Below are 24,375 nucleotides of genomic sequence, written 5' to 3' on the forward strand. Positions count from 1 at the left end.
GTCAGCGGCGCGGTTGAGGTCCTCCCGAAACACGCGGCCAGCCGGCTCAAATTTGTTTGTCGATTTCGAGTGGCATCTGACGCGGAAACCATTGTGTTTTCCGTGAACGCATTCACTCGCCCACAGGAGAGATCCAATGCTTTCTATCAACCGTCGCCACGCTTTGGGGCTGATGTCAGCTGCAGCAGGCACCATTGTCCTTCCACGCATGTCCTTTAGCCAGTCGACACGCCCATCGGTGACGATTGCCGTTCAGAAGATCACCAACAACAACACGTTGGACGTCTGGAACGAACAGTCGAACGTTGGCGAACGCGTGTTCTTCCCCAACCTCTGGGAAGGCCTGATCGGCCGCGACTGGATGGGCAATCAGGGGCCTGTTGCTAGCCTCGCGACCGAATGGAAGCGCATCGACGACAAGACGCTCGAACTGAAGCTGCGTCAGGGCGTGAAATTCCACAACGGCGACGAACTGACCGCTGAAGATGTTGCATTCTCCTTCTCCAAGGAACGCCTGTTTGGAAATACCGAACCGAAGGGCGGCAAGACCGTCTTTGAAGCCGACAACAAGCCAACGACGGTCAAGGAACTGCCGGCGATCGTTCCCGGTGTCGCTCGTCGTCTCTGGCCGGCGCTTGCCGGTGTCGAAGTTGTCGACAATCACACCGTGCGTTTCCACAATGCTACACCTGACATTACGCTGGAAGGCCGCCTATATTCCTTCGGCAGCCAGATCACCAACCGCCGCGCCTGGGACGAAGCCAAGAGCTATACGGATTGGGCCCGCAAGCCGGTCACGACCGGTCCTTACATGGTGTCCGAATTCAAGCCTGACGTGTCGCTGACGCTCGTCGCTTTCGATGAATACTGGGGTGGCCGTCCGCCGCTGCAGCAGATCCGCTTTGTCGAGGTTCCGGAAGTCGCTTCCCGCGTCAACGGCCTGCTCTCAGGTGAATACGACTTTGCCTGCGACCTGCCGCCAGACCAGATCTCGGCGATCAAAGCCGCTCCTGGCCTCGAAGTGCAGAGCTCGACCATCTGGAACCACCGCATCTCCACATTCAACACGCAGAACCCGGTTCTCGCTAACCCGCTCGTCCGTCGCGCTATGACGCACTCGATCGACCGTCAGGGGATCGTGGAAGCGCTGTGGGCAGGCCAGACTGTTGTTCCAGCAGGCCTTCAGTTCGACTCCTTCAAGACATCCAACATGTATGTCGAAGGCTGGGCTGCTCCGGAATTCAACCCAGATCTCGCTAAGAAGCTTCTTAAGGAAGCCAACTACAAGGGCGACGCCATCCCGTATCGCCTTCTCAACAACTACTACACCAACCAGACTGCGAACGCGCAGATCATGGTCGAGATGTGGAAGCAGGTTGGCCTCAACGTCGAGATCCAGATGAAGGAAAACTGGGCGCAGATCCACGATCCTGCAGGCGTCAAGGGTGTGCGCGACTGGTCGGCTTCCAACTCGATCAACGATCCGATCACGCCACTCGTCGTCCAGTTCGGACCAAACGGCGAAGCGCAGCAGAAGAAGGACTGGACGAACGAGGAGGTCAACAAGCTTTCCGTCATCATGGAAACCTCGACCGACCGCGCCCAGCGCCACAAGGCTTTTGCCCGTATGCTGGAAATCTGCGAGCGCGAAGACCCGGCCTATCAGGTCCTGCACCAGAACGCCGTCTTTACCGGCATGAAGAAGTCTCTGAAGTGGAAGGCAGCACCTGCCTTCGCGATGGACTTCCGCACAGCCAACTGGAACGCCTGATCGTTCTTAATTCTCACGCCGGCCGCGAAAATCGCGGCCGGCGCATCTGCTTATAAAATGGAGGTGCGTTCCATGGTGAAAAACCTTGTGGAACTGCGCGGCCTGAAGGTCGCTTTCGATGGCGTTCAGGTACTGCATGGTATCGATCTCGATATCGCCCGCGGCGAGGCGATCGGCCTTGTCGGTGAATCCGGTTGCGGCAAGTCCGTCACCTGGCTCGCGGCACTCGGGCTTCTGCCCGGAAAAGCGACGGTCAGCGGTTCGGTGCGCGTCGACGGACAGGAAATCCTCGGCCAGCCACGCAACGTTCTCGAAGGCGTGCGCGGCAAGCGGATCGCAATGATCTTTCAGGATCCGTCCAGCTCGCTCAATCCGGTTCTGCGCGTCGGTCGCCAGATCACCGAGGCGTTGGCGATCCATCGCGGCCTTCACGGGGAGGCTGCAAAGGCGGAAGCGCTGCGGCTGCTCGATATGGTCGGCATTCCGGATGCACGCCGGCGCATCGATCTCTTTCCCCACGAATTCTCTGGCGGCCAGTGTCAGCGCGTGATGATCGCCATGGCGCTTGCCGGCGAGCCGGATCTGCTCGTTGCCGACGAGCCGACAACGGCTCTCGACGCGACGATTCAGGCTCAGATCCTTGATCTTCTCATCGCATTGCGCGCCGAAACCGGCATGGCGACCATCTTTATCAGCCATGATCTGGGCGCTGTCTCGCAGGTCTGCGAGCGCGCCTGCGTCATGTATGCCGGCCGTATCGTGGAGCAGGGGACAATCCAGGCCCTGTTCGACAACCCGCGCCATCCTTACACGCGCGGTCTCTTCGATGCCATTCCGCGTCTGGATGGCCCGCGCGAACGATTGATCCCCATTCCGGGGACCGTTCCCAATCCACGCGACCTCCCGGAAGGCTGCGCCTTCTCGCCACGCTGTTCGCATGCCGCAATCGACTGTCGCACCCGCATGCCGGTTCTTTCGGCAACGGACGACGGGCGGCTTTTGTCCTGTCACCATCCCGTCGGTTCCCATCCTCCGATCGGCGTCACGCATCCGGTTGGGGCTCGCGTTCTGGAGGCGCTGTCATGAGCGAGCACTTCAAAACGCCGCTCATCGAAGCGAAAGGTCTCGTCAGAACCTACGAGGTTCGCCAGGGCATGTTCGGACGGGCGACACCGGTCCGCGCCGTCGATGGGATCGATCTCAGGGTCATGCCCGGAGAGACGCTCGGCATCGTCGGCGAGTCCGGTTCCGGCAAGTCCACGCTCGGCCGCATGCTGCTGGGTATCGATCCGCCGCAGGAAGGGCAGGCTCTCTTCGAAGGCAAGCCGATGCCGAAGCTTGCAACGCCAGAATGGCGTGCATTGCGGGCAAAAATGCAGTTCGTCTATCAGGATCCGCTGGCAGCGCTCGACCGCCGTCTGACGATTGCCGAGCAGATCGGCGAGCCGCTCGCCATCCACAACCTCGTGCCGAAGCCCCATCGGGAAACGCGCGTCGCCGAGCTGATGTCGGCTGTGGGACTGAGACCGGATCAGGCCGGGCGCTATCCGCACGAGCTTTCGGGCGGTCAGCGTCAGCGCGCCGTCATTGCGAGGGCACTTGCGTCGCGGCCGAAGCTTCTGGTTTGCGACGAACCAGTTTCGGCGCTCGACGTGTCGATCCAGGCGCAAGTGGTCAACATGCTGCGCGACCTGCAGGAGAAAAACCACATCGCCATGGTGTTTATCAGCCATGATCTGAAAGTGGTCCGCAATATCGCTGATCGCGTCGCCGTCATGTATCTCGGTCGCATCGTTGAAGAGGCGTCCTCGGACGTCATCTTCAAGACGCCGCTCCATCCCTATACCAAGGCGCTGGTGTCCAGTGTGCCGGTGCCGGGCAAGTTGCTTCAGGGCCGCGTCATCCTGCAGGGGGAGCCGCCGAACCCTGCCAACCGCCCATCCGGCTGTGCCTTCCATCCCCGCTGCCCGATGGCCGCCGATATCTGCCGTACCAGCGTGCCGCAGCTTCTGTCGGTTGCCGACGGTCGAACCGCGGCCTGTCACATGGTGACCCGCGCCGAGGCGTCGGTCGCGGCCTAAAGGAATTCCCGATGTTTCGTTTCGCTTCCATTCGCCTTCTTCGCGCGCTCATCACCATCCTTGCCGTCATCACCTTTGCCTTCGTCGTGTTGCGGCTGTCTGGTGATCCGGCCCAGGTCATGCTTGGTCCCGATGTTCCGCAAGAATCCGTTGATGCCTTCCGCAAGGCCTGGGGCCTCGATCAGCCGCTGTGGATCCAGTACCTGTCCTACATCCGGGCGATTTTCACGGGCGATTTCGGCGTTTCCATGCGTGACAAGGCCTCCGCCATGCAGCTGGTGATCGAGCGCATTCCGGCGACCCTGCAGCTGACGATCCCGGCGCTGTTCCTGAAGGTCGTGATCGGCATCCCGGCCGGCGTCTATGCGGCCCTGCATCGCCAGAGCGCGATCGATCGCGGCGTTATTCTGGCTGCCATTTTCGGCTTCACCATTCCGTCCTTCGTCATGGGCCTGCTTCTGGTGCTGATCTTTTCGATCACGCTCGGGCTGCTTCCATCCGGTGGGCAGGACACGTGGCAGCACGGCATCCTGCCGACGCTGACGATGAGCATCGGCGGTATCGGCATTCTCGCGCGCTTTTCGAGAAGTGCGATGATCGAGGTGATGGGCCAGCCCTATATCCGCACGGCTTCTGCCAAGGGGATGAAGTGGCAGGATGTCGTCTGGAAGCATGCGCTGCCGAATGCCGCTGTTCCGATCGTCACCATCGTCGGTTTCATGGTCGGCACGTTGATCGCCGGCGCGGTCGTGGTGGAATCGATCTTCTCCTGGCCCGGCATCGGTCGCCTGCTCGTCGTCTCGGTCAGCAACCGGGATCTCGCTGTGGTCCAGTGCATCCTGCTCCTAGTCGCCGCAACCATGGTCGTGTCGAACCTTATCGTCGACCTGCTGTACGGCTTTCTCGATCCACGGCTTCGCGCCCAGAGCGCTCACTAGAGAGGAGGCCGGTCATGACTGTTACTGATATCGCCCGCCCACAATCGCCCAACCTGTCTCTCTTCACCCGCTTCATCAAGCAGGTCCGCAAGGTCCCGTTCTCCGTTACCTTCGGCATCGTCTGGCTGGTCGGGATGGTGGTGGTTGCCGTGTTTGCAGACGTCATCCGCCCCTATGGCATTACCGCCATGGATCTGCGCGCCCGTCTGTCGCTGCCGGGCAATCCCGCGCATCTGCTGGGTACGGATGAGCTGGGGCGCGATGTCCTGTCGCGCCTGCTTCAGTCGATCCGTGTGTCGCTGGCGATCGCCTTTGGTGCAACGATCATCTCCGCCGTGTTCGGTACCGTGCTCGGCTTTGCCGCGGCAAAGTTTCGGGGCGCGGTCGAGCATCTTGTCCTCGTTCTCGCCGATTTCCAGGCGGCCCTTCCGTTCCTGATCATGTCGCTCGCCGTGCTTGCCTTCTTCGGTTCGTCGATGCCGCTTTTGATTGGTTTGATGGGTTTTTATGGCTGGGAACGCTATGCCCGCATCGCCCGAGGTCTCGCGATTTCGGCCAGCGCGCAAGGCTATGCGTCTGCCGTTGTGCAGCTCGGTGCTACGCCTGGACGCGTCTATCTTCACCACATCCTGCCGAACGTGGCCTCGACGCTGATCGTCTCGATGACGCTGACCTTTCCGGAAATCATCCTGATGGAGAGCGGGCTCTCGTTTTTGGGGCTCGGTGTGCAGCCGCCGGAAACCAGCCTCGGCAACATGGTCGGCTTCGGCCGCGAATACCTGACGCGGGCGCCGTGGATCATGCTGGCGCCGGCCTTCGTCATCATGGTGACGACGCTTTCCATCTCGCTCGTCGGCGACTGGCTGCGCGACAAGCTCGATCCGACACTTCGCTGATCACACTTCAGGAGACCACAATGACGAAGATCACCGGCCACCGGGGAGCCCGCAATCTCTGGCCTGAAAACTCCATGACCGGCTTTCGCAACGTGCTGGATCTGGGTGTGGATGCGATCGAATTCGACGTGCACCTGACCGATACCGGCGAACTGGTCGTCATCCACGACGCGACGCTCGATCGCACGACGGACAAGACCGGCCCGGTCCGCTCGCTGACGCCGGACATGCGCGGCGAAACGCATCTCGACGGTTCTGATGACACGGTGCCGACGCTGGCCGACGTCCTCGCCGTCCTGGCGACATCCGAGGGCAAGCAACTGCATGTCGAAATCAAGTCCGACGAAGCAAAGCAACCCTATCCTGGCATTGCGGAAAAAGTCGTCGCGGAAATCGAGCGGTTCGGTCTGGCCGAGCGCTGCCATCTGACCTCCTTCGACCTCTCCGTTCTCGAGGAATGCCAGCGCATTGCTCCGCATATTGCGCGCCTCGTGTCTGTCAATGCGGAATGGGCCGACAAACAAGGCGGCCTCGAACGCTTTCTCGAGAAGGTCGTCGATCTTGGCGATATCATCGCTGTCCATCACGAGCTGATGGATGCCGAATGGGCGCTCATCACCGGCAGGCTTCCGCTCGAGCGCCTTTGCGTCTGGACCCTGAACGACGAGGCGCTGATCCGGCGCTGGCTCGAACGGGGCATCGGTCACCTGACCTCCGACAGCCCGGACCTCGCACTCAAGCTGAGACGCGAAACCCAGTTCCAATCCGAACCTGCCTGAAAAGGAATACGACAATGAGCAACATCATCGGCACAGGCTTCAATGCCGGCTCCACCAATGGAGAGTTTGAAAGCCTAGAAAAGGAACTTCGCATCCTGAGCGAGATCGGCGTCGATACCGTCGAACTCGGCCTGACCAGCCTCGATCTCATCGCTGGCGGACGCATCATCGAAGAGCGCGCCGATCGGCTTGTAGCGCTGACAAAGCAGTTCGACTTCCGCTACACGGTTCATGGCCTCGTCTCCTCGAACTTCATGGAGCCGGAAACCTGCCGCTACCAGCTCGACGCCGCCAAGGCGCTTGCGCAGATCTGCGACCGCATCGGTGCCGGCATCCTGGTCCAGCACGGCGGTAACCTGCGCGCCGAACAGATCATGGAGCGCGCCGAAGCCGACGCCCGAGAACGCGAAGCGCTGTTCGAACTCGCCGAATTCTGCAAGCCTTACGGTGTTCGGGTCGCGTTTGAAAACATCTTCACCACGGAGCCCGGCCAGTATCGCCAGACACCGACACAGATCGCCGAAACGGTCAAGACGATCGGGCATCCGAACCTCGTGGCACTGATCGACTTCAGCCACGCCTATATCGAGTCGACCTATCGCGGCCTGAACTTCCGTGAGGAGCTGCGTGCCATGGCGTCTGTTGCCGGCCATCTGCATGTCCATGACAGCTTCGGCCGTCCACAGGCTTTCTACAAGGGTTACCACGTGCAGGAAAATACCGCGCTCGGCATTGGCGATCTGCACATGCCGCTCGGCTGGGGTGACATCGACTGGGAAGATATCTTCTCCGAACTGACCTTCCTGCCCGGCACCGTGCTGATGATGGAAATCGGACGGCGCTACCATGCCGAACAGCCTGCAAGTCTGGAACGGGCAAAGGGCCTCATGGCCTTGAACGGACGCAGCGCAGCTATCGCGGCAGAATAACGTCGGCAGGGCGGGGAGGGATACTTCCCCGCTCTTTAGTCGTGAGGTCTGGCCTCAGGGAACGGTGAGTTCCAGATTGAGACGGCCGGACGCGCCATCGAGATGATCGCGCATGGCGCTTCGTGCCCGGGATGCGTCGCGGGCCGCAATCGCGTCGCGGATTGCCACATGTTCGGCGATCGTCACCTCCACGATCTCCTCCAGCACCGCCTTCGCCCTCGCGGCGTTGATGGTGAGCTGGATACGCTCGGCGATAAAGCCGATGAACTGGATGAAATAATCGTTGCGGGTTGCAGCAGCGACAGCGCGGTGGAAGGCGAGATCAGCAACGATGCCTTCCTCGGTCCATTTGGCGGCACCGGTCATCTGCGCCAGAACCTCGTCGAGGCGCTTCAGATCATCAGGCGTATGGCTGACGGCCGCAAGCGCTGCCGCTTCGACTTCAAGCGCCAGACGCAGCTGAAACAGGTCTCGGAAATTTTCCGGATCAGAGAGGTCGGCGGGCTCGACGCGGATCATCTGGCGACGTTCCTTTTCCGTTGCAAATGCACCGACGCCCTGGCGTGTCTCCACCAGTCCTTCGTTGCGCAACTGTGCGATGGCTTCGCGAACGACCGACCGGCTGACGCCGAATGTCTGGGCAAGCAGATGTTCGGTCGGCAGCTTTTCTCCGGACGCGATCCGTCCCTCGACGATCTCGCGTCCGATTTCCGCGGCGATCCGGGCCGGTAGATGCGCGTTGCGCCTGATCTGGTTGAAGTCCGTCAAAGCCAAGGCCGCCTTCTTGTTCCGGATGGTTTCTACGACTCTGCCGATAAATTCAACTGGCATCCCGGGTTCATCACGAGGTCGGGATCGATCGCCCGCTTGATCGCAGTCAGCAACCTGCGTTTTACCTCGGGCAGTCTGGTATCGAAATCCATCTGCTTCAGGCGGCCGATGCCGTGTTCGGCGCTGATGCTGCCGGCATATTGGTCCACCACCTCATTGAGCACGGTCTTTGACCGATAGATCCGTTCAGCTTTGTCCGCTGCCGAAAGATCCGAAGGCGGCAAACAGTTGAGATGAACATTGCCATCGCCGACATGTCCGTAGGACACGCAGATGCAATCGGGCAGGGCGGCATGGATCGCATCTTCCGCATCACGGACGAAGGCCGGCAGTTGCGACAGTGGCACGGAGACATCGCTTCGCATATGTGCGCCCCGCTTTGCCTGTCCCTCGTTCATGCCCTCGCGGATCAGCCAGAGGTTTTTTGCCTGCGCCTGAGAGGATGCGAGTGTCCCGTCGAGGACGAGACCGTCCTCCATCACGCCTTCCAGAAAGCGCTCCATCAGGTCCTGGATGTCGACAAGGCCGCATCCGGATATCTCCATCAGGACATAGGCCGGATAATCGCCCGACATCGGCAACGGCAGGTCGGGGATCGCTTCTCTCGCGAGCGTCAAGGCGAGAGGCGGCATGAATTCGAAGGCCGACATCAGGTCGCAGCAATCCCGGCGGGCGCGACGGTAAAGCGTAATGACGTCCTCGAGTGAGGCAAGGCCGAGCAGCGCAGTCGCAACCTGATCGGGGTAGGGGGTAAGCTTTACCGAGACGGCGGTGATGATCCCGAGCGTGCCCTCGGCGCCGATGAACAGTTGCTTGAGGTCAATGCCGCGGTTGTCCTTGCGCAGGGTCGAGAGCCCGTTGAGGATCGAGCCGTCGGGCAGCACCACCTCAAGCCCGAGCACAAGCTCGCGGGTCATGCCGTAGCGCAGCACGTTGATGCCGCCGGCATTGGTGGAGACGTTGCCGCCAATCCGGCAGCTGCCCTGCGCGCCAAGCGCAAGCGGAAAGAACATCGCCTTGTCGGCGATCGCGTCCTTGAGTTCGGAGAGGATGCACCCGGCCTCGACGACGGCGGAAAAATCGTCCGCGTCGATATTGCGGATCGCGTTCATCCGCTCGAGACTGATGACGACCTGGCGTACCGGATCGTCCGGTATGCCGCCGAGCACGAGCCCGGTATTGCCGCCCTGCGGAACGATCGCCAAGTTCAACGCGTGACAGGCCTTCACACAGGCGGCGACGTCCTGCGTCGAGCGCGGCCGGAGAACTGCAACGGCGCTGCTGGAAACGTCGCCGTGCCAGTCGCGGCAGTAGCGCGCAATTTCGGTCTCGTCGCGGATCACGATGTCGCTGCCCAACGAGGCGGTCAGCGACATGGCCGGGCTATCCTCAAGATCCAATGCCATGGTGTCTCTCCCTTGGGCTCATCCGTCCGCTCTTTGGAAAGGCGCGGCTTCTTGATAACCTCTTTTTCACCCGGTAAGGCTGGACAAACCATATAAGGTTATCAGACAACCGTACAAGAAAAATCATGCCGGGTTCGCAACGCTCTGCGAACTCTCGGAAAAGGGAGGTTCCATGCATATCTTGATTATCGGCGCGGCCGGAATGGTCGGGCGCAAACTGACGACGCGGCTGCTTCGGGAGGGAGCGGTCGGTGGCGCCGCGATCGAAAAATTGACGCTGGTCGACGTGGTCACTCCGGAAAAACCCGAAACCACCGTGGCGATCGACAGTTTCGCGGTGGATCTGTCGACGCCGGGCGTCGCCGAAACCCTGGTCGAAGGTCGTCCGGATCTGATCTATCATCTCGCAGCCATCGTCTCGGCCGAAGCCGAACTCGATTTCGACAAAGGTTACCGGATCAATCTCGACGGCACGCGCTATCTGTTCGATGCGATCCGCCTGGCCCACCAGGCTGACGGCTACAAGCCGCGTGTGGTCTTCACCTCGTCGATCGCCGTGGTCGGCGCGCCCTTGCCGCCGTCGATCCCGGATGATTTCCACCTGACGCCGCTCACCAGCTACGGCACCCAGAAGGCGATATCCGAACTGTTGTTGGCAGACTATTCGCGTCGCGGCTTTTTCGATGGCATCGGCATCCGCCTGCCCACCGTCTGCATCAGACCGGGCAAGCCGAACAAGGCCGCATCCGGCTTCTTTTCCAATATCCTGCGCGAACCGCTGATCGGCGAGGAGGCCATTCTGCCGGTGCCGGAAAGCACCCGTCACTGGCACACGTCGCCGCGCTCGGCGGTGGGGTATCTTGTTCACGCAGCGGATCTCGATCTGGCGCAGCTTGGATCGCAGAGGAGCCTTTCGATGCCAGGCGTCAGCGCCACGGTCGGCGATCAGATCGAAGCACTGCGGCGGATCGCGGGCGACAAGGCGGTCAGCCTCATCCGGCGCGAGCCGAACGAGATGATCATGAAGATGGTCGCAGGCTGGGCACCGGGTTTCGAGGCAAAACGCGCGATCGAACTGGGGTTTACGGCCGAGAAGAACTTCGACGAGATCATCCAGGTTCATATCGAGGATGAACTTGGGGGGAAGCTGCCATGACTGTCGCAAACCCCTCGAAAAAGATCGCCTTCCTCGGAACAGGTCTGATGGGTGCGCCGATGGCGCGCCGGCTGCTTCACGCGGGATGTTCTCTCACCGTCTGGAACCGTAATACGGATAAGGCCAAGGCGCTCGAGAGCGATGGGGCTACCGTCGCGGCATCACCGGTAGAGGCCGTCGATGGCGCCGATATCGTCATCACCATGCTGACGGATGGCAAGGCCGTTGGCGACGTCCTGTTCGAAAGCGGTTGTGCCGATCGTCTGGCCAAGGGCGCCAAGGTGATCGACATGAGTTCGATTGCGCCTGCCATCGCCAAGGAGCATTCAGCAAAGCTTGGAGAATTGGGCATCGCCCATGTGGACGCGCCGGTGTCCGGCGGTGTGGTCGGAGCGGAGGCTGGCACGCTTGCGATCATGGCGGGCGGCGATGCGGATGTGGTCGCGAGCCTCCACGACGTGTTTTCGGCAATGGGTCGGGTAACGCATGTGGGCCCGAGCGGCGCGGGACAGATCTGCAAGCTCGCCAACCAGCAGATCGTTGCAGTCACGATCGGCGCCGTGGCCGAGGCCATGATCCTTGTCGAGGCCGGTGGCGCTTCCCGCGAAGCCTTCCGCAACGCGATCCGCGGCGGTTTCGCCGACAGTCGCATCCTCGAAATTCATGGTCGCCGCATGGTCGAGCGGACGTTCGAGCCGGGTGGCACGGCAAAGAACCAGTTGAAGGATCTCAACGCCGTCATGGACGTTGCCGACGCCCTCTCCCTCACGCTGCCGCTGACAAGTGGGGTGAGGGCGGAGTTCACCGATTTCGTCGAGGGCGGCGGTGGGCCGCTCGATCACAGCGGATTGCTCCTTCATCTCGAAAAGCTGAACCCGTAGTTCTTTGGAAAGGCTTGACCCGGCTGGCTGAGGCGATACCTGATAGGCTGTCGATTGAAACGAAGCGCTGAGGGGGATGCTTTTGTCAAAAGATAACGGGGAAAAGACCCAGGCCTGGAAAGCTCTTGCCGAGCGGGAGCTGAAGGCTTCGCCTGACACGCTGGTCTGGCACACGGCTGAAGGGATCGACATCAAGCCGCTTTATACGGCTGATGATCTCGAGGGTATTTCGCATCTCGATACGATGCCGGGGATCAAGCCTTTCGTGCGGGGTCCGCGGGCGACGATGTATGCCGGTCGCCCTTGGACGATCCGTCAATATGCCGGTTTTTCGACGGCGCAGGCTTCGAACGCCTTTTACCGGCGCAACCTTGCCGCGGGCCAGAAGGGCCTGTCCGTCGCCTTCGACCTTGCCACCCACCGCGGCTATGACAGCGACCACCCGCGCGTCGAGGGCGATGTCGGCAAGGCGGGCGTGGCGATCGACTCGGTCGAGGACATGAAGATCCTGTTCGACGGCATTCCGCTGAAAGACATGTCCGTGTCGATGACCATGAACGGTGCGGTGATCCCTATCCTTGCCTCTTTCATCGTCGCCGGCGAGGAACAGGGTTGCGAGCGCTCGCAGCTTTCGGGCACGATCCAGAACGACATCCTTAAGGAGTTCATGGTCCGCAACACCTATATCTATCCGCCCGAACCCTCGATGCGGATCGTTGCCGACATCATCGAATACACCGCAAGAGAAATGCCGCGCTTCAACTCGATCTCGATCTCCGGCTATCACATGCAGGAGGCGGGTGCGACGCTGGTGCAGGAACTGGCCTTCACGCTGGCGGACGGCCGCGAATATGTGCGTGCCGCGATCGCCAAGGGCCTCGATGTCGACGAGTTCGCCGGACGTCTTTCCTTCTTCTTCGCCATCGGCATGAACTTCTTCATGGAGGCGGCGAAGCTGCGCGCCGCCCGCCTTCTGTGGTCGAGGATCATGGAGGAGTTCGCGCCGAAGAAGCCGGGCTCGCTGATGCTGCGCACCCATTGCCAGACCTCCGGTGTGTCTCTGGCCGAGCAGGATCCCTACAACAACGTCATCCGCACGGCATACGAGGCAATGTCGGCCGTGCTCGGCGGCACCCAGTCGCTACACACCAACGCGCTCGACGAGGCGATGGCACTGCCGACCGAATTCTCCGCCCGCATCGCGCGCAATACCCAGCTGATCCTCGCCCACGAGACAGGCGTCACCAAGGTCGTCGATCCGCTGGCCGGCTCCTATTATGTCGAAAGCCTGACCAGCGAGTTGGGCGAAAAGGCCTGGGCGCTGATCGAGGAGATCGAGGCGCTCGGCGGCATGACCAAGGCTGTCGCCGACGGCCTGCCGAAACGGCTGATCGAGGAAGCGGCGACGCTGCGCCAGGTCAAGGTCGACCGCGGCGAGGAGATCATTGTCGGCGTCAACAAGTACCGGCTAGAGACGGAGGACGACATCGACATCCTTGCCATCGACAATACGGCCGTGCGCAACGGCCAGATCGAGCGGCTGGAAGAGGTGCGCCGCAAGCGCGATCCGCAAAAGGTGGAAACGACGCTGGCAGCCCTCGGCGACGTCGCGACATCCGGGCGCGGCAATCTTCTGGCGGCGGCCGTCGAGGCGGCGCGCGCGCGTGCCACGGTCGGCGAGATGTCGGACGCGATGCGCAAGGCATTCGGCGACCATGCGGCCATGCCGGATGTGGTCAGCGATATCTATGGCCCCGCCTATGAGGGCGACCCGGAATACGAGACGCTGACCAGGCGCCTTGCCGAATACACGTCGACCAAGGCCAAGCCGAAGATCATGGTCGCAAAGCTCGGCCAGGACGGCCACGATCGTGGCGCCAAGGTCATCGCCTCGGCATTCGGCGATATCGGCTTCGAGGTTCTGGCCGGCCCGCTGTTCCAGACGCCGGATGAGGCCGCCAATCTGGCAATCCAGCAGAAGGTTCAGGTGGTCGGCATGTCGTCGCTGGCAGCCGGTCACAGGACGCTTGCCCCGCAACTGGTCGATGCGCTCAGGCGCAAGGGCGCAAACGACATCATCGTCGTGGTCGGCGGCGTCATTCCGCGTCAGGACTACGACTACCTCCTCGAAAACGGCGTCGCTGCCGTATTCGGGCCCGGCACAAACGTCCTCGATGCCGCCAACGCCGTGATCGATCTCCTCGAAGGAAAACGCCGGAATGTGTGAGGCACAATGATCGGGAAGCTCAATCACGTCGCGATCGCGGTGCCGGATCTGGCGGCGGCATCCGATCAGTATCGCGGCCTCGGTGCTTCGGTCTCCGCGCCACAGGATTTGGCCGAGCACGGCGTGACCGTTGTCTTCGTCGAACTGCCCAACACCAAGATCGAGCTTCTCCACCCCTTCGGAGAGACGTCACCGATCACGAGCTTTCTGGACAAGAACCCGTCCGGCGGCATCCACCACCTGTGCTTCGAGGTCGACGACATCAAAGCCGCCTCCGCAAGGATCGTCGAGACGGGCGCACGCATTCTGGGCGACGGCCAGCCGAAGATCGGCGCCCACGGAAAACCGGTGATCTTCGTTCACCCCAAGGATTTTCAAGGCACGCTGATTGAGTTCGAGCAGGCCTGACGGGTAACTGTTGGCTGCCTGCGAGCGCCACCCAATGCAACGAACCAATCCAGATCATGTGCCGAAGTTGAGGCAGTCGCTCATACCGAAGCCGGGATCTCCTGGAGCCACGGGTGGAGTTCTCTGTCCGAGACCACGTAGCGGGCTATGTCATCGGCATAGCTTGCCGTCAGGTCGAGATCATCCCAGCCGTTGAGGAGCTTGGTGCGCCAGACGGGCTCTATCTCGAAGCGGAAGACATGGTTGGCGAGCCGGATCTCGCAGGTTTCGAGATCGACAAAGGCACGGTTCTGGCCATTTTCGAGCAGGGAAAGAATGGTCTCCGCATCCTCTTCGGTCACCCGCGCCGGCAAGAGGCCGTTGTTGACCGAGTTCGATGCGAAGATGTCGCCGAAGCTCGGTGCGATGACACAGCGGAAACCGTAGTCGACAAGCGCGTAAACGGCCGCCTCTCGCGAGGAACCTGCGCCAAAATTCCGCCGTCCAACAAGGATTTCGGCGCCTGCGCGGGCAGGGTTGTTCAACGGGAAATCCTGGATCGGATTTCCTTCTCCGTCGAAGCGCATGTCGTAGAGAAGATACTGGCCGTATCCCTCCGATCGCGAGCGCTTCATGAAGCGTGCCGGGATCAGCTGATCGGTATCGACGCTTGCAAAAGGCAGTGGCGCTGCTTTTGCGTCGAGGGTCTTGAACGGTCTCAACTGCGGCCTCCCATCAGATCTCGAACATCGGTCAGGCGCCCGGTCACAGCTGCCGCAGCGACCATGGCCGGCGACATCAGGTGCGTGCGCGACTTCGGGCCCTGGCGGCCTTTGAAATTCCGGTTGGTGGTGGAGGCGCAGCGTTCGCCGGGCGGAACGAGATCACCATTCATGCCGACACACATCGAACAGCCGGAATCGACCCATTCCAATCCGGCGTCCACGAAAATCCGGTCGAGGCCCTCTTGCTCGGCCTGGTGTTTCACAAGCGACGATCCTGGTGATACCAGGCCTGGAACGGCAGATTTGCGGCCGGAAAGCACGGCTGCGGCTGCTCTGAGGTCTTCGATGCGGCTGTTGGTGCAAGAGCCGATAAAGACGCGGTCAACCGGAATATCCGTCAACGGCATGCCGGGCTTCAGTCCCATATAGTCGATCGCTTCGCGCGTATGGGCCGCGCGTGACTCGTCGGTCATCGCGTCCGGCATGGGTACCGCGGATGTGATCGGCAGCGCGTCCTCGGGGCTGATCCCCCAGGTGACGACAGGTGCAATCTCGCTGCCGTCAATCACCAGCTCGCGCTCGAAGGAGGCGTCGCCGTCGCCGCGCAGGGAAAGCCAGGCTTCCGCTGCTCGCTCGAAGAGATCGCCCTTCGGTGCGAGCGGCCGGTGGCGCAGGAAGTTCACGGTCGTCATGTCGGGGGCGATAAGGCCGCAGCGCGCGCCGCTCTCGATCGAAAGGTTGCAGAGTGTCAGGCGACCTTCCATCGACAACCCCTCGACCGCCGAGCCGGTATATTCGATCGCATGGCCCTGGGCGCCATCGGCACCGATCGCGGCGATCATCGCCAGAGCCATGTCCTTGGCGGTGATACCGGGCCCGAGCTTGCCATCGAAGCGGACCCGCATCGATTTCGGTTTTTTCTGCCACAGGGTCTGGGTCATCAAGACATGCGCCACTTCCGATGCGCCGATGCCGAACGCGATTGCGCCGAAAGCGCCATGGGTCGAGGTGTGGCTGTCGCCGCACACGATGGTGGCGCCGGGCAGCGTGATTGCCTGTTCCGGGCCGACCACATGGACAATGCCCTGGCGCGGGTCGTTCAGCCCGAAGATGCGCACATCATTGGCAAGACAGTTCTCCTCCAGCTGGGTGATCATCCCCGCAATGTCGGCATCGATCCGGGTAATGTCGCGTATCCGCGTCGGCGCATAATGGTCGACGATACCGAAGGTGAGGTCCGGCCGGGAGACCCGCGCATTCTTGTCCTTGAGCTTGTTGAAACCGTGGAACGACCCTTCGTGAACCAGGTGCCGATCAATGAACAGCAACTGCTGACCATCCGTCTGCGATGCGATCACGTGGTTCTGCCAGATCCTGTCGAACAGTGTCTGTGGACGGTGTTCCCTCGGCATTATCAACTCCTCAAGGCCGGCTAAGGCCCTCAAAATCTGTATTGAGATTAAGACAGATTCAATTTGCAAATCAAGCGATGATGACAGACGATCCGAAGTGTTCGATTTCTCCTGAAGGGTGATGCATGTTCTCTCCTCAATGCCTTGAAGGCCGCGTCGCCATCATCACCGGAGCAGGCGGCGATATCGGGCGGGCGATCGCGGAAAAATTCACCTGGGCGGGTGCGCGCGTCGCGATGCTCGATCTCGACGCTGTTCCAACCGATGGCTTTGACCCGGATCGCTGCCTTACCATGCCATGCGATGTTGCCGATCCGGCTTCGGTCGAGGCCTGCATCGACGCGGTCGCGAGCCGCTTCGGCCGTATCGATATCCTCGTCAACAACGCCGCAACCGAGACGCCGCTTGGCACCGTCTGCGACATCCCGTTCGAAAGCTGGCGCAAGACATTGGATGTCAATCTCACGGGCGCCTTCCTGATCTGCAAATACGGCGTGCCGCATCTCGCTAAACAGGGCGGCGTCATCCTCAATATCGCGTCCCAGCTCGGCCATGTGACGACGCCCGGGCGTGCCGCCTATTCGGCCAGCAAGGCCGGGCTGCTTTCGCTCACCCGCAGTCTCGCGCTCGATCACGCCGACCAGGGCATTCGTGCCGTCAGTCTGTCGCCGGGTGCGGTGCTGACGAGCCGCGTCACCCGTCAGGCCGGCAGCGAGGCGGCGGTCATCGAGATGCTCGCTCCGCTTCATCCGATCGGCCGGATCGGCACACCGCAGGAAATTGCTGCGACGGCGCTTTTTCTCGCCTCGGACGACGCAAGCTTTATCACTGGCACCGACGTGCTGGCCGACGGCGGCTATACGGCGCGGTAGGTCACGCGCCATGGGTCTGATCGGCAAGCCAGCCGACATAGTCTGCGCAGGCCTCGTCCGGCGCCATGAAGCGGAAGCCGAAATCCGTTTCGAATTTTTCGGCCGAAACCGCATGGCGACGTCGGGAGAGGTCGTCGTTGAAGGCGATCGCGCTGTCGCTGCCATCGGCCTTTCCATCAGCAAAGCGCCAGCCGGGATAGGCTTTCGCCAGATGCGCACTGAGGCGGCTTACATGCCAGGTTTCGCCAACACTGAGATTGTAGAGATCGGACGGCAAGCTTTCCCGCATTGCAAGCAGCGCAAGCGCTTTCGCGATGTCTCGGCTGCTCGTCCAGTCGCGGGCGCCTCCTGCAGGCAAGAGAACATCCTCACCCGCCACGGCCTTGGCGGCGATCTGGAATGGCGGGCTCATCGTTTCGCGCACGCCGGTTTCATGCTCGTGCGGCCCGAACACCGCGGTGATGCGCGCCCGCACAGTGGATATGCCAAAACTTTTCCCCGCTTCGACAACCAGTCTTTCGCTGGCAAGCTTGGTAAAGCCGTAAAGCGTCGTGGGCATCGGGTTCGTCTCTTCGGTCACGGCTGCGCCATCGAAGGGCGCCGCGCCGTAGACGGCGGAGGAGCTCGGGTAGACGAAGCGGCGGATGCCGGCTTTCCGACCCTCCTCAAGCAGGATCGCGACCGAGACCGTATTGACGTCGAAGGCGTCGCTTGCCGATGCGATGGCACTCTTTGGCCCAAGTGTAATCGCAGCCGCATGGATGATGCAGGTAATGTCGTGGCGCGAAAGAATATCGGCGATCGCCACGCGATCCCGCACGTCCGCCAATTCGACCGTGACACCCGGCTTTGCGGCAAAAGCTGCCGGCAGAGGGCGATCGTTGAGGGCAACGACTGGTTGGCTCTGGGCATTCATGACCTCGATCAGGTTAAGCCCGAGGAAGCCGCCTGCACCCGTTATCAGAATGCTCATCAAGTTTTACTCCTTCCAGATCTCATAGGTCTCGAGCGGCAAGATGGCCGTGATAGACCGCTTCAAGGGCCGTGCGGGGCGCAAGGTTGTCGCCGATCTGTCGGACGGGCACGGCGAGATGACGGAGCTGCTGGAACAGGGAATGGTCCGCGAAATTGTGTTCGGCGGCGACGACACCGGTGAACCCCATATGCAACTCACTCTCGCCGGTCGAAAGATCCTCAACCGTCAGGGTCTCGCCGTCGAAGGCTGTAACCTTCCGGAGCGTGGCGAGCCTCACCTTTTTCTCGCGCAGCCGTTTCAGGTTTGCGAGTGTCGAGTAGATGGTCGTGCGCCAGGCGATGCCGCCAGCCGGCGAAAAGAACGTCACCTTTTTGCCAAGGTCGGCGAGATGTTCCGCAAGCGTCAGTGCGGCCCACTCGCCGGTGCGGTCGAACAGGGCCACGTCGGTGCCGAGCACTGCCGGGTCGTCAAGTGCCTCGACGATCGTGAAGGCCTTTCCGCCACCGGCAAATTCTGCGCGAACGGGCATCGAACCTGTCGCCAGAAACACTGCATCGGCCGCAAAATCGGCAATCGATGCGGCATCGGCATGCTTGCCTGTTACCACCGTCACACCGAACCGACCGAGATCGGCAATCTGCTCTTCCATCAGGGTTCGGAATTCGGCGCGCTTCGGCATCTTCACCGCGTCGCGAAACTGACCGCCGAGATCGTCCTGCTTTTCCCACAGCGTCACGATATGGCCGCGCTCCGCTGCCGTACGCGCCGCCTCCAACCCGGCCGGCCCGCCGCCGACCACAAGCAAGCGTTTGGGTTGTTGCGTGCCGGTCTTGGCAAGCTCCGCCCATTCGCCTTCCAGCCCGGCACGCGGATTGACCAGACAGCGGATCGGCAGGTTCTTTTCCAGCATCCCGGCGCAACCCTGATTGCAGGCAATGCAGGTGCGGATTTCGTTCATGCGGCCTTCGACCGTCTTGTTGACGATGGCCGGCTCGGCAAGATGAGCACGCGCCATACCAACCGCATCCGCGCCACCGGCCGCAATGATCGCGTCGGCCTCCGCCAGCGTGTTGAACCGACAGACGGCGAAGACGGGAATGTCGTGGCCCTCACTGCGCAAAGCGATGCGGATCCGCGCCGGCAACGACCGGAATGGTTCCGGATCGATTGCCATGTCGGCCATTTGCGAAGCGAGCGAATAGGAGGCGTGATAGGCGGAATGCGAGACATTGAAGAAGTCGATCTTTTCGGCCGCCGCAAGTGACACCGCGGTCCTCTCGGCCTGATCGATGGTGATCCCGCCCTCGACATACTCATCGCCGCTGAGGCGAATGCCCAGACAGAAATCGCGACCCACTTCCGCTCGGACAGCCTGAAGGACCTCCAGCGGAAAGCGCATCCGGTTTTCCGCCGAGCCGCCGTACGCGTCGTCGCGTGTGTTGGAAAGCGGTGACAGGAACTGCTGCAGAAGATGGCCATGCGCCATCTGCAGCTCTATCCCCTCAAAGCCCGCCGCCACGAGATGGCGGGCGGTCAGCACATGCCCTTCGATGACCGCATCCATGTCGGCGCGATCCATCGGGCGCGGCGGCAGGGCAGACGTCGCCCACGGAATCGGCGACGGTCCAAAGGAGACGGTCCGCTCGAAATCGCCCTCAACCTGCCGGCCGAGATGGATGATCTGGCCAAGGATCCGCGCGCCTTCCGCTTTGACAGCGTCGGTGATCCTGCGGAACGGTTCGATACTGGCAGGGTCGAAGCCACAGACGGCCTGCGGCCGGCCAAGCGAGTTCGCGTGAACGCGGATGGATTCAAAGATGAGCGCACCGACACCGCCCCTCGCACGTTCGCGATGGTAGGCAAGGTGGCGCTCGCTCGGCAGGTGGTTTTCGCCGAAATTAGTCGTATGCGCCGGAACGAGAATGCGGTTTCGAAACGTGAGATTGCCGACGGCAAGCGGCACCATCGCATGTGAAAACTCGGTTTCCGCAAATCTCTCTTGCATCGCACAATCTCGCATGTTGCACTGCATATAGGCAAATACGTCTGCTGAGTGTTATATGGGCATTGACGAGATCTGTCAGCCGTTTTATACAAAACCTGTATTAAAAATAAGATAGATTGGGAGCTCACGTTGAGGCCGGCGACCGAACCCTTGAAGACTCAGAAGGTCTATCTTCTGCTGCGGGACAAGATCGTTTCGGGCGAGCTGAAGGCCGGCATGCGCCTGCCGAGCGAGCTTGCGTTGGCTGAACAATACGGGGTTTCGCGGGTCACGGTCCGGCTCGCGCTCGATCTACTTTCCGCCGAAGACCTGGTCGACAAGCGGGTCGGATCCGGCACCTATGTGCGGGGCTCCAACTTTGCCCAGATGGCCACGGCCGACCTCTCGAATGCCTTTGCTCACCTCATTGAAATGGGGCGGACAACGGCCGTCAAGCTGATCTCGTTCGACTATATCGAGGCACCCGAGAAGGTTGCCGAGGCCTTGCATCTCGAAGACGACGAGCGGGTTCAGAAGTCGGTGCGCGTACGCTCCTTCGACGACCTTCCGTTCTCCTATCTGACGGCCTACGTGCCCGAACGCGTCGGTCGCGAATATTCACGTGACGACCTGGCTCATATGGCTCTGCTCGAACTGATGGAGAGAGCCGGTCTGCGTGCTGAAACGGCATGGCAGGAAGTGGGTGCGGTTCTTGCCAATCCGGAAGTGGCCGAGGCCCTTGGTATCGGTGTGGGTTCGCCCCTCATCGCGCTGACCCGTGTCGTCTACGGCAAGGGAGGGCGCGGCATGGAGTATCTCCAAGCGCTCTACCGTCCCGATAGATACAGCCTGCAAATGAACCTCGTACGCAAGGGCACTGAAGGGAGCCGGCACTGGAGCCCTACGTCCGAGGTCTACCGTAACGAGCGGGCATCCGGCCCCCGCAATCCTAAGAGGGTGGTGAAGGAATGAAGAAGCTCACGAACTCGGTCTCCCGGCGCACGGTGCTGAAAGTTGGCGGTGTCTCGGCGATGGTCCTTGCGGCACCCGGTCTCAGCCGGGCACAGGCACCGACGGTCAAGATCGCTCTGCTGCAGCCGATGACCGGTGGCTTTGCCGGAGACGGCGATCTGGCACGGATCGGCGCGGAATATGCGATCAAGGAAATCAACGATGCCGGCGGCATCAAGTCGCTCGGCGGCGCCAAGCTCGAACTTCTGATCGGCGACAGCCGTTCGAATGCCGAAGCCGGCGCCCAGGCGACCGAACAGCTGAAGGCGGATGGCGCTGCGATCGTCGTCGGTGGTTTTGCCAGCGGCATTTCCATGACCGCGACCCAGGCCGCGGCCCGCTACGAGCTTCCCTTCATCATCGACTGCGCCGTCTCCGACGCGCTGATGACCCGCAACCTCAAAAACGTCTTCCGTTTCAACCCGAGCTTCTCGATGGCGGCCGACGTCGCGCTGAAGAACCTCGTAACTATCAACGACGCTTCCGGCAAGGCCGCAAAGACTGTGGCGATCGTCCATGAAGACGGTCTTCTCGGCTCGGGTCTCGCCAAGCTGATGCAGGCTCGCCTGCCTGCCCTCGGCTTCGAAGTGGTCGAGGCGATTTCGCACCCGACACCGGCACGCGACATGTCGAATGTGGTGCTCCGCCTGCGTTCGCTGCAGCCCGACCTCATCATTCCCTCGCATTACTTCAACGAATTCGTGCTGTTCGCCCGGACCCTGCAACAGCAGCGGGTCAAGCCGAAGGGCGGTATCTATGCTCTCTTCGGCGGTGCGGCTTCCAGCTACCGGTTCGTCAAGGAATTCCCGGAAGCGGCAGAAGGCGTGATGGACGTCAACCACTGGGGCGATCCCAAGAACCCGACCAACGACAAGCTGATGCAGGCCGTTCAGGCCGCCGGCAAGTTCTACGCCTACAACGCGCCGATCAATTACTCGGTCGTCAAGGTCGCAGCGCAGGCGCTGGAATTTGCGAAGAGTGCCGAAAGCGGCGCGATCATCGAAGCCTTGCAGAAGAACGAGTTCGACAGCGGCGTGATGCCCTACGGCAAGTCGAAGTTCGATGCGACAGGCCAGAACGTCAACGCGCTTCCGCTCAATACCCAGGTTCAGGGTGGCCAGATCAAGGTCATCTATCCGGACCAGTTCGCCCAGGCCAAGCCCAAGTTCCCGGCCAACGGCTAATCCATACCCAGCGAGTGCGGCAGGCCCGGGGCGGCGTTTTTGTCCCGGGCCATTCCGGCAAGCCCTTCTTCGAAGGAACATCATGTATTCGCCGACAATCATTTTCGAAGCGTTGATGAACGGCCTGATGCTCGGTGCCGTCTACGCGCTGATCGCTCTCGGGCTCACCCTCATCTACGGCGTGCTGCACATCGTCAACTTCGCCCACGGCGCCTTGCTGACGGTCGCGATGTATCTCGTCTGGCTGGCCTCAGACAGGTTCGGCCTTGATCCCTACGTCGCCATCCTCGTCGTCACGCCTATGATGTTCGCGATCGGCTATTGTCTGCAGCGCTTTATCATCGGTCCGGCCAGTCGCGGCTCGGACAACGGTATTTTGCTCGCCACCCTTGGTCTGTCGATCGTCATCCAGAACCTGCTTCTCGCCGGGTTCAATTCCGACACCCGCACCATTGCGACAGATTACGCGTTCGAGATCGTGCCGCTCGGTCCGCTCCTTCTCTCGCTGCCGAGGGTGATCGGGCTCGTAGTCTCGGTCGTGACCGCCGTCCTTCTGTGGGCGATCCTCAACCGAACCGATATCGGCAAGGCGATCCGCGCCGTTGCCAAGGAAAAACTCGGCGCCAGCCTTGTCGGGATCAATGTCGCGCATGTCTATGCCATGACGTTTGCGATCGGTACCGCCTGTCTGGCGATTGCCGGCGGCCTGCTGATGCCCTCGTTCTATGTCAGCCCCACCACAGGGGCGGCCTTTGTTCTCGTCGCTTTCACCATTGTCGTTCTCGGCGGCATGGGATCGATCCCCGGCGCCCTGATCGGCGGCCTGCTGATCGGCGTCGTCGAAGCCATTTCCAGCCTCTTCCTCGGCGATAGCCTCGGCCAGATCGGCATCTTCCTCATTTTCATTCTCGTGCTTCTGGTGAAGCCCACCGGCCTGTTTGGAGCACGCGCATGAAGAAGAATTTTGAATTCATCGCGGCCCTTGCCTTTCTCGGCGTGGTCGGCATCGCAGCCGTTGCCGGGCTGCCCGGCAACATTCTCAATCTCCTGATCTTCATGATGATCATCGCGCTCACGGCGCAGGGCTGGAATGTTCTCGGCGGCTATGGCGGGCTCTCCTCCTTCGGACACGCGGCCTTTTTCGGTACCGGCGCCTATACGACGACGATCCTGCAGACGAGCTTCGGCATCAATGCCTGGGTCGGCCTTGTCTGCGGCGTCATTCTCGGTGCGGCCGTCGGCGCCATGATCGGCTTTCTGAGCTTCCGGGCAGGCCTGAAAGGATCCTATTTCGCGCTGATCACGCTGGCATTTGCGGAAGTGCTGCGCATCCTCGCCAACAGCTGGGATTTCACCGGTGGCGCTGCCGGCATGCTGGTCTCGATCAACAACGGCTTTGCCTATCTGCAATTTTCCGACCGCCGCTGGTTCCTGCTGATCCTCATCGGCTTCGTGGCAGGCGGCCTGCTTCTGACCCGCTGGCTGGAACGATCCGCTTTTGGCGCCTATCTCATTGCGCTTCGTGAAAACGATCAGGCAGCCCAGGCGCTCGGTGTCGATATCTTCAAGATCAAGATGCAGGCAATCACGCTGTCAGCCGCGATCACCGCGCTTGCCGGCTGCCTCTACGTGCAGAACTTCCTCTTCATCGATGCCAATGTCGCCTACGGCTCGTGGATCTCGATCGAGGCGCTGTTTGCGGCAATCGTCGGTGGCGCAGGCACGATGCTCGGTCCGCTGATCGGCTCGGTCCTGCTTTTGGGTCTCGGCGAAATCACCAAGTCGTTTTCGGGCGGCATCGCCGGCGTCGATCTCGTCGTCTTCGGCATCATTCTCATTCTCTGCGTCGCTTTCGCACCGAACGGGATCCGAGGTTTCGTGGCGGATCTCTGGTATCGGCGCAAAAGCCGCGGCAAGGCGATGTGAGGG

At 61.5% G+C, this 24,375-nt stretch carries 22 protein-coding genes; 16 read left to right on the top strand and 6 right to left on the bottom strand.

Going from position 1 to position 24,375, the window contains the following annotated elements:
• The first annotated feature begins 136 nt into the window (after positions 1–136).
• The 7 genes from ACQY1L_RS22850 to ACQY1L_RS22880 all read left to right on the top strand — a co-directional run bounded on the left by ACQY1L_RS22850 (position 137) and on the right by ACQY1L_RS22880 (position 7,394).
• On the top strand, positions 137–1,771 hold the full coding sequence (locus ACQY1L_RS22850; protein ID WP_430244755.1) for an ABC transporter substrate-binding protein: 1,635 nt from the start codon (positions 137–139) through the stop codon (positions 1,769–1,771).
• Positions 1,772–1,843: 72 nt separating this feature from the next.
• Entirely contained in the window at positions 1,844–2,857 is a 1,014-nt protein-coding gene (locus ACQY1L_RS22855; RefSeq protein ID WP_430244757.1) for an ABC transporter ATP-binding protein, read from the top strand.
• The gene (locus tag ACQY1L_RS22860; protein ID WP_430244759.1) at positions 2,854–3,852 is read left to right on the top strand and encodes an ABC transporter ATP-binding protein; all 999 of its coding nucleotides are present in this window, start codon (positions 2,854–2,856) and stop codon (positions 3,850–3,852) included. The genes ACQY1L_RS22855 and ACQY1L_RS22860 overlap by 4 nt, the downstream gene beginning before the upstream one ends.
• Before the next feature lie 11 nt (positions 3,853–3,863).
• The gene (locus ACQY1L_RS22865; protein ID WP_062458560.1) at positions 3,864–4,790 is read left to right on the top strand and encodes an ABC transporter permease; all 927 of its coding nucleotides are present in this window, start codon (positions 3,864–3,866) and stop codon (positions 4,788–4,790) included.
• Between the two features lie 14 nt (positions 4,791–4,804).
• Positions 4,805–5,686: an ABC transporter permease gene (locus ACQY1L_RS22870; protein WP_062458558.1), complete on the top strand. Its 882-nt coding sequence runs from the start codon at positions 4,805–4,807 to the stop codon at positions 5,684–5,686.
• 20 nt (positions 5,687–5,706) lie between these two features.
• Positions 5,707–6,465, top strand: coding sequence for a glycerophosphodiester phosphodiesterase family protein (locus ACQY1L_RS22875; RefSeq protein WP_430244762.1), 759 nt, complete (start codon positions 5,707–5,709; stop codon positions 6,463–6,465).
• A gap of 14 nt (positions 6,466–6,479) precedes the next feature.
• Entirely contained in the window at positions 6,480–7,394 is a 915-nt protein-coding gene (locus tag ACQY1L_RS22880; protein ID WP_430244764.1) for a TIM barrel protein, read from the top strand.
• Between the two features lie 54 nt (positions 7,395–7,448).
• Here the strand turns inward: ACQY1L_RS22880 and ACQY1L_RS22885 are convergent, their stop codons facing one another.
• Together ACQY1L_RS22885 and ACQY1L_RS22890 are read right to left on the bottom strand one after the other, a co-directional pair.
• Positions 7,449–8,168: a FadR/GntR family transcriptional regulator gene (locus ACQY1L_RS22885; protein WP_430244766.1), complete on the bottom strand. Its 720-nt coding sequence runs from the start codon at positions 8,166–8,168 to the stop codon at positions 7,449–7,451.
• A 26-nt stretch (positions 8,169–8,194) separates the two neighbouring features.
• Positions 8,195–9,631 carry an FAD-binding oxidoreductase gene (locus ACQY1L_RS22890; RefSeq protein ID WP_113110146.1) on the bottom strand — a complete coding sequence of 479 codons (1,437 nt, stop codon included), beginning with the start codon at positions 9,629–9,631 and terminating at the stop codon, positions 8,195–8,197.
• A 172-nt stretch (positions 9,632–9,803) separates the two neighbouring features.
• On the opposite strand from ACQY1L_RS22890, the gene denD reads away from it, so the two are divergent.
• From denD to mce, 4 genes are all read left to right on the top strand, one after another.
• Positions 9,804–10,787 (top strand): D-erythronate dehydrogenase, encoded by a 984-nt coding sequence (denD, locus tag ACQY1L_RS22895; protein ID WP_430262062.1) that lies wholly within the window; start codon positions 9,804–9,806, stop codon positions 10,785–10,787.
• On the top strand, positions 10,784–11,668 hold the full coding sequence (locus tag ACQY1L_RS22900; RefSeq protein ID WP_430244768.1) for an NAD(P)-dependent oxidoreductase: 885 nt from the start codon (positions 10,784–10,786) through the stop codon (positions 11,666–11,668). The genes denD and ACQY1L_RS22900 overlap by 4 nt, the downstream gene beginning before the upstream one ends.
• 82 nt (positions 11,669–11,750) lie before the next feature.
• The gene (scpA, locus tag ACQY1L_RS22905; protein WP_430244770.1) at positions 11,751–13,895 is read left to right on the top strand and encodes a methylmalonyl-CoA mutase; all 2,145 of its coding nucleotides are present in this window, start codon (positions 11,751–11,753) and stop codon (positions 13,893–13,895) included.
• A 6-nt stretch (positions 13,896–13,901) separates the two neighbouring features.
• Entirely contained in the window at positions 13,902–14,303 is a 402-nt protein-coding gene (gene mce / locus ACQY1L_RS22910) for a methylmalonyl-CoA epimerase (protein WP_325264313.1), read from the top strand.
• 80 nt (positions 14,304–14,383) lie between these two features.
• Here the strand turns inward: mce and leuD are convergent, their stop codons facing one another.
• Together leuD and leuC are read right to left on the bottom strand one after the other, a co-directional pair.
• A complete protein-coding gene (leuD, locus tag ACQY1L_RS22915) occupies positions 14,384–15,004 on the bottom strand; it encodes a 3-isopropylmalate dehydratase small subunit (protein ID WP_325264311.1) in 621 nt (206 codons plus the stop codon).
• Entirely contained in the window at positions 15,001–16,419 is a 1,419-nt protein-coding gene (leuC, locus tag ACQY1L_RS22920; protein WP_430244772.1) for a 3-isopropylmalate dehydratase large subunit, read from the bottom strand. The genes leuD and leuC overlap by 4 nt, the downstream gene beginning before the upstream one ends.
• 125 nt (positions 16,420–16,544) lie before the next feature.
• On the opposite strand from leuC, the gene ACQY1L_RS22925 reads away from it, so the two are divergent.
• Positions 16,545–17,291: an SDR family NAD(P)-dependent oxidoreductase gene (locus tag ACQY1L_RS22925; protein WP_430244774.1), complete on the top strand. Its 747-nt coding sequence runs from the start codon at positions 16,545–16,547 to the stop codon at positions 17,289–17,291.
• Between the two features lies 1 nt (position 17,292).
• On the opposite strand, the gene ACQY1L_RS22930 is transcribed toward ACQY1L_RS22925, so the two are convergent.
• Positions 17,293–18,264 carry an NAD-dependent epimerase/dehydratase family protein gene (locus tag ACQY1L_RS22930; protein ID WP_430244776.1) on the bottom strand — a complete coding sequence of 324 codons (972 nt, stop codon included), beginning with the start codon at positions 18,262–18,264 and terminating at the stop codon, positions 17,293–17,295.
• 22 nt (positions 18,265–18,286) lie between these two features.
• Positions 18,287–20,272: an FAD-dependent oxidoreductase gene (locus ACQY1L_RS22935; RefSeq protein WP_430244778.1), complete on the bottom strand. Its 1,986-nt coding sequence runs from the start codon at positions 20,270–20,272 to the stop codon at positions 18,287–18,289.
• 150 nt (positions 20,273–20,422) lie between these two features.
• Here ACQY1L_RS22935 and ACQY1L_RS22940 point away from each other — a divergent pair, with 150 nt between their 5' ends.
• The 4 genes from ACQY1L_RS22940 to ACQY1L_RS22955 all read left to right on the top strand — a co-directional run bounded on the left by ACQY1L_RS22940 (position 20,423) and on the right by ACQY1L_RS22955 (position 24,372).
• The gene (locus tag ACQY1L_RS22940) at positions 20,423–21,223 is read left to right on the top strand and encodes a GntR family transcriptional regulator (RefSeq protein ID WP_430244780.1); all 801 of its coding nucleotides are present in this window, start codon (positions 20,423–20,425) and stop codon (positions 21,221–21,223) included.
• Positions 21,220–22,446 (top strand): ABC transporter substrate-binding protein, encoded by a 1,227-nt coding sequence (locus ACQY1L_RS22945; protein ID WP_430244782.1) that lies wholly within the window; start codon positions 21,220–21,222, stop codon positions 22,444–22,446. The genes ACQY1L_RS22940 and ACQY1L_RS22945 overlap by 4 nt, the downstream gene beginning before the upstream one ends.
• Before the next feature lie 82 nt (positions 22,447–22,528).
• Positions 22,529–23,401, top strand: coding sequence for a branched-chain amino acid ABC transporter permease (locus ACQY1L_RS22950; protein ID WP_113165016.1), 873 nt, complete (start codon positions 22,529–22,531; stop codon positions 23,399–23,401).
• The gene (locus ACQY1L_RS22955) at positions 23,398–24,372 is read left to right on the top strand and encodes a branched-chain amino acid ABC transporter permease (protein ID WP_430244784.1); all 975 of its coding nucleotides are present in this window, start codon (positions 23,398–23,400) and stop codon (positions 24,370–24,372) included. The genes ACQY1L_RS22950 and ACQY1L_RS22955 overlap by 4 nt, the downstream gene beginning before the upstream one ends.
• The last annotated feature ends 3 nt before the right edge of the window (positions 24,373–24,375 follow it).

The organism is Neorhizobium sp. DAR64862/K0K3 (assembly GCF_050500185.1).
GTDB classification, from domain to species: domain Bacteria; phylum Pseudomonadota; class Alphaproteobacteria; order Rhizobiales; family Rhizobiaceae; genus Neorhizobium; species Neorhizobium soli.

Excerpts from the sequence above, each read along its gene's own strand:
- ACQY1L_RS22850 (WP_430244755.1), top strand. The coding sequence starts at position 137 with ATGCTTTCTATCAACCGTCGCCACGCTTTGGGGCTGATGTCAGCTGCA.
- ACQY1L_RS22855 (WP_430244757.1), top strand. The coding sequence starts at position 1,844 with ATGGTGAAAAACCTTGTGGAACTGCGCGGCCTGAAGGTCGCTTTCGAT.
- ACQY1L_RS22860 (WP_430244759.1), top strand. The coding sequence starts at position 2,854 with ATGAGCGAGCACTTCAAAACGCCGCTCATCGAAGCGAAAGGTCTCGTC.
- ACQY1L_RS22865 (WP_062458560.1), top strand. The coding sequence starts at position 3,864 with ATGTTTCGTTTCGCTTCCATTCGCCTTCTTCGCGCGCTCATCACCATC.
- ACQY1L_RS22870 (WP_062458558.1), top strand. The coding sequence starts at position 4,805 with ATGACTGTTACTGATATCGCCCGCCCACAATCGCCCAACCTGTCTCTC.
- ACQY1L_RS22875 (WP_430244762.1), top strand. The coding sequence starts at position 5,707 with ATGACGAAGATCACCGGCCACCGGGGAGCCCGCAATCTCTGGCCTGAA.
- ACQY1L_RS22880 (WP_430244764.1), top strand. The coding sequence starts at position 6,480 with ATGAGCAACATCATCGGCACAGGCTTCAATGCCGGCTCCACCAATGGA.
- ACQY1L_RS22890 (WP_113110146.1), bottom strand. The coding sequence starts at position 9,631 with ATGGCATTGGATCTTGAGGATAGCCCGGCCATGTCGCTGACCGCCTCG.
- denD (WP_430262062.1), top strand. The coding sequence starts at position 9,804 with ATGCATATCTTGATTATCGGCGCGGCCGGAATGGTCGGGCGCAAACTG.
- ACQY1L_RS22900 (WP_430244768.1), top strand. The coding sequence starts at position 10,784 with ATGACTGTCGCAAACCCCTCGAAAAAGATCGCCTTCCTCGGAACAGGT.
- mce (WP_325264313.1), top strand. The coding sequence starts at position 13,902 with ATGATCGGGAAGCTCAATCACGTCGCGATCGCGGTGCCGGATCTGGCG.
- leuC (WP_430244772.1), bottom strand. The coding sequence starts at position 16,419 with ATGCCGAGGGAACACCGTCCACAGACACTGTTCGACAGGATCTGGCAG.
- ACQY1L_RS22925 (WP_430244774.1), top strand. The coding sequence starts at position 16,545 with ATGTTCTCTCCTCAATGCCTTGAAGGCCGCGTCGCCATCATCACCGGA.
- ACQY1L_RS22930 (WP_430244776.1), bottom strand. The coding sequence starts at position 18,264 with ATGAGCATTCTGATAACGGGTGCAGGCGGCTTCCTCGGGCTTAACCTG.
- ACQY1L_RS22935 (WP_430244778.1), bottom strand. The coding sequence starts at position 20,272 with ATGCAAGAGAGATTTGCGGAAACCGAGTTTTCACATGCGATGGTGCCG.
- ACQY1L_RS22945 (WP_430244782.1), top strand. The coding sequence starts at position 21,220 with ATGAAGAAGCTCACGAACTCGGTCTCCCGGCGCACGGTGCTGAAAGTT.
- ACQY1L_RS22950 (WP_113165016.1), top strand. The coding sequence starts at position 22,529 with ATGTATTCGCCGACAATCATTTTCGAAGCGTTGATGAACGGCCTGATG.
- ACQY1L_RS22955 (WP_430244784.1), top strand. The coding sequence starts at position 23,398 with ATGAAGAAGAATTTTGAATTCATCGCGGCCCTTGCCTTTCTCGGCGTG.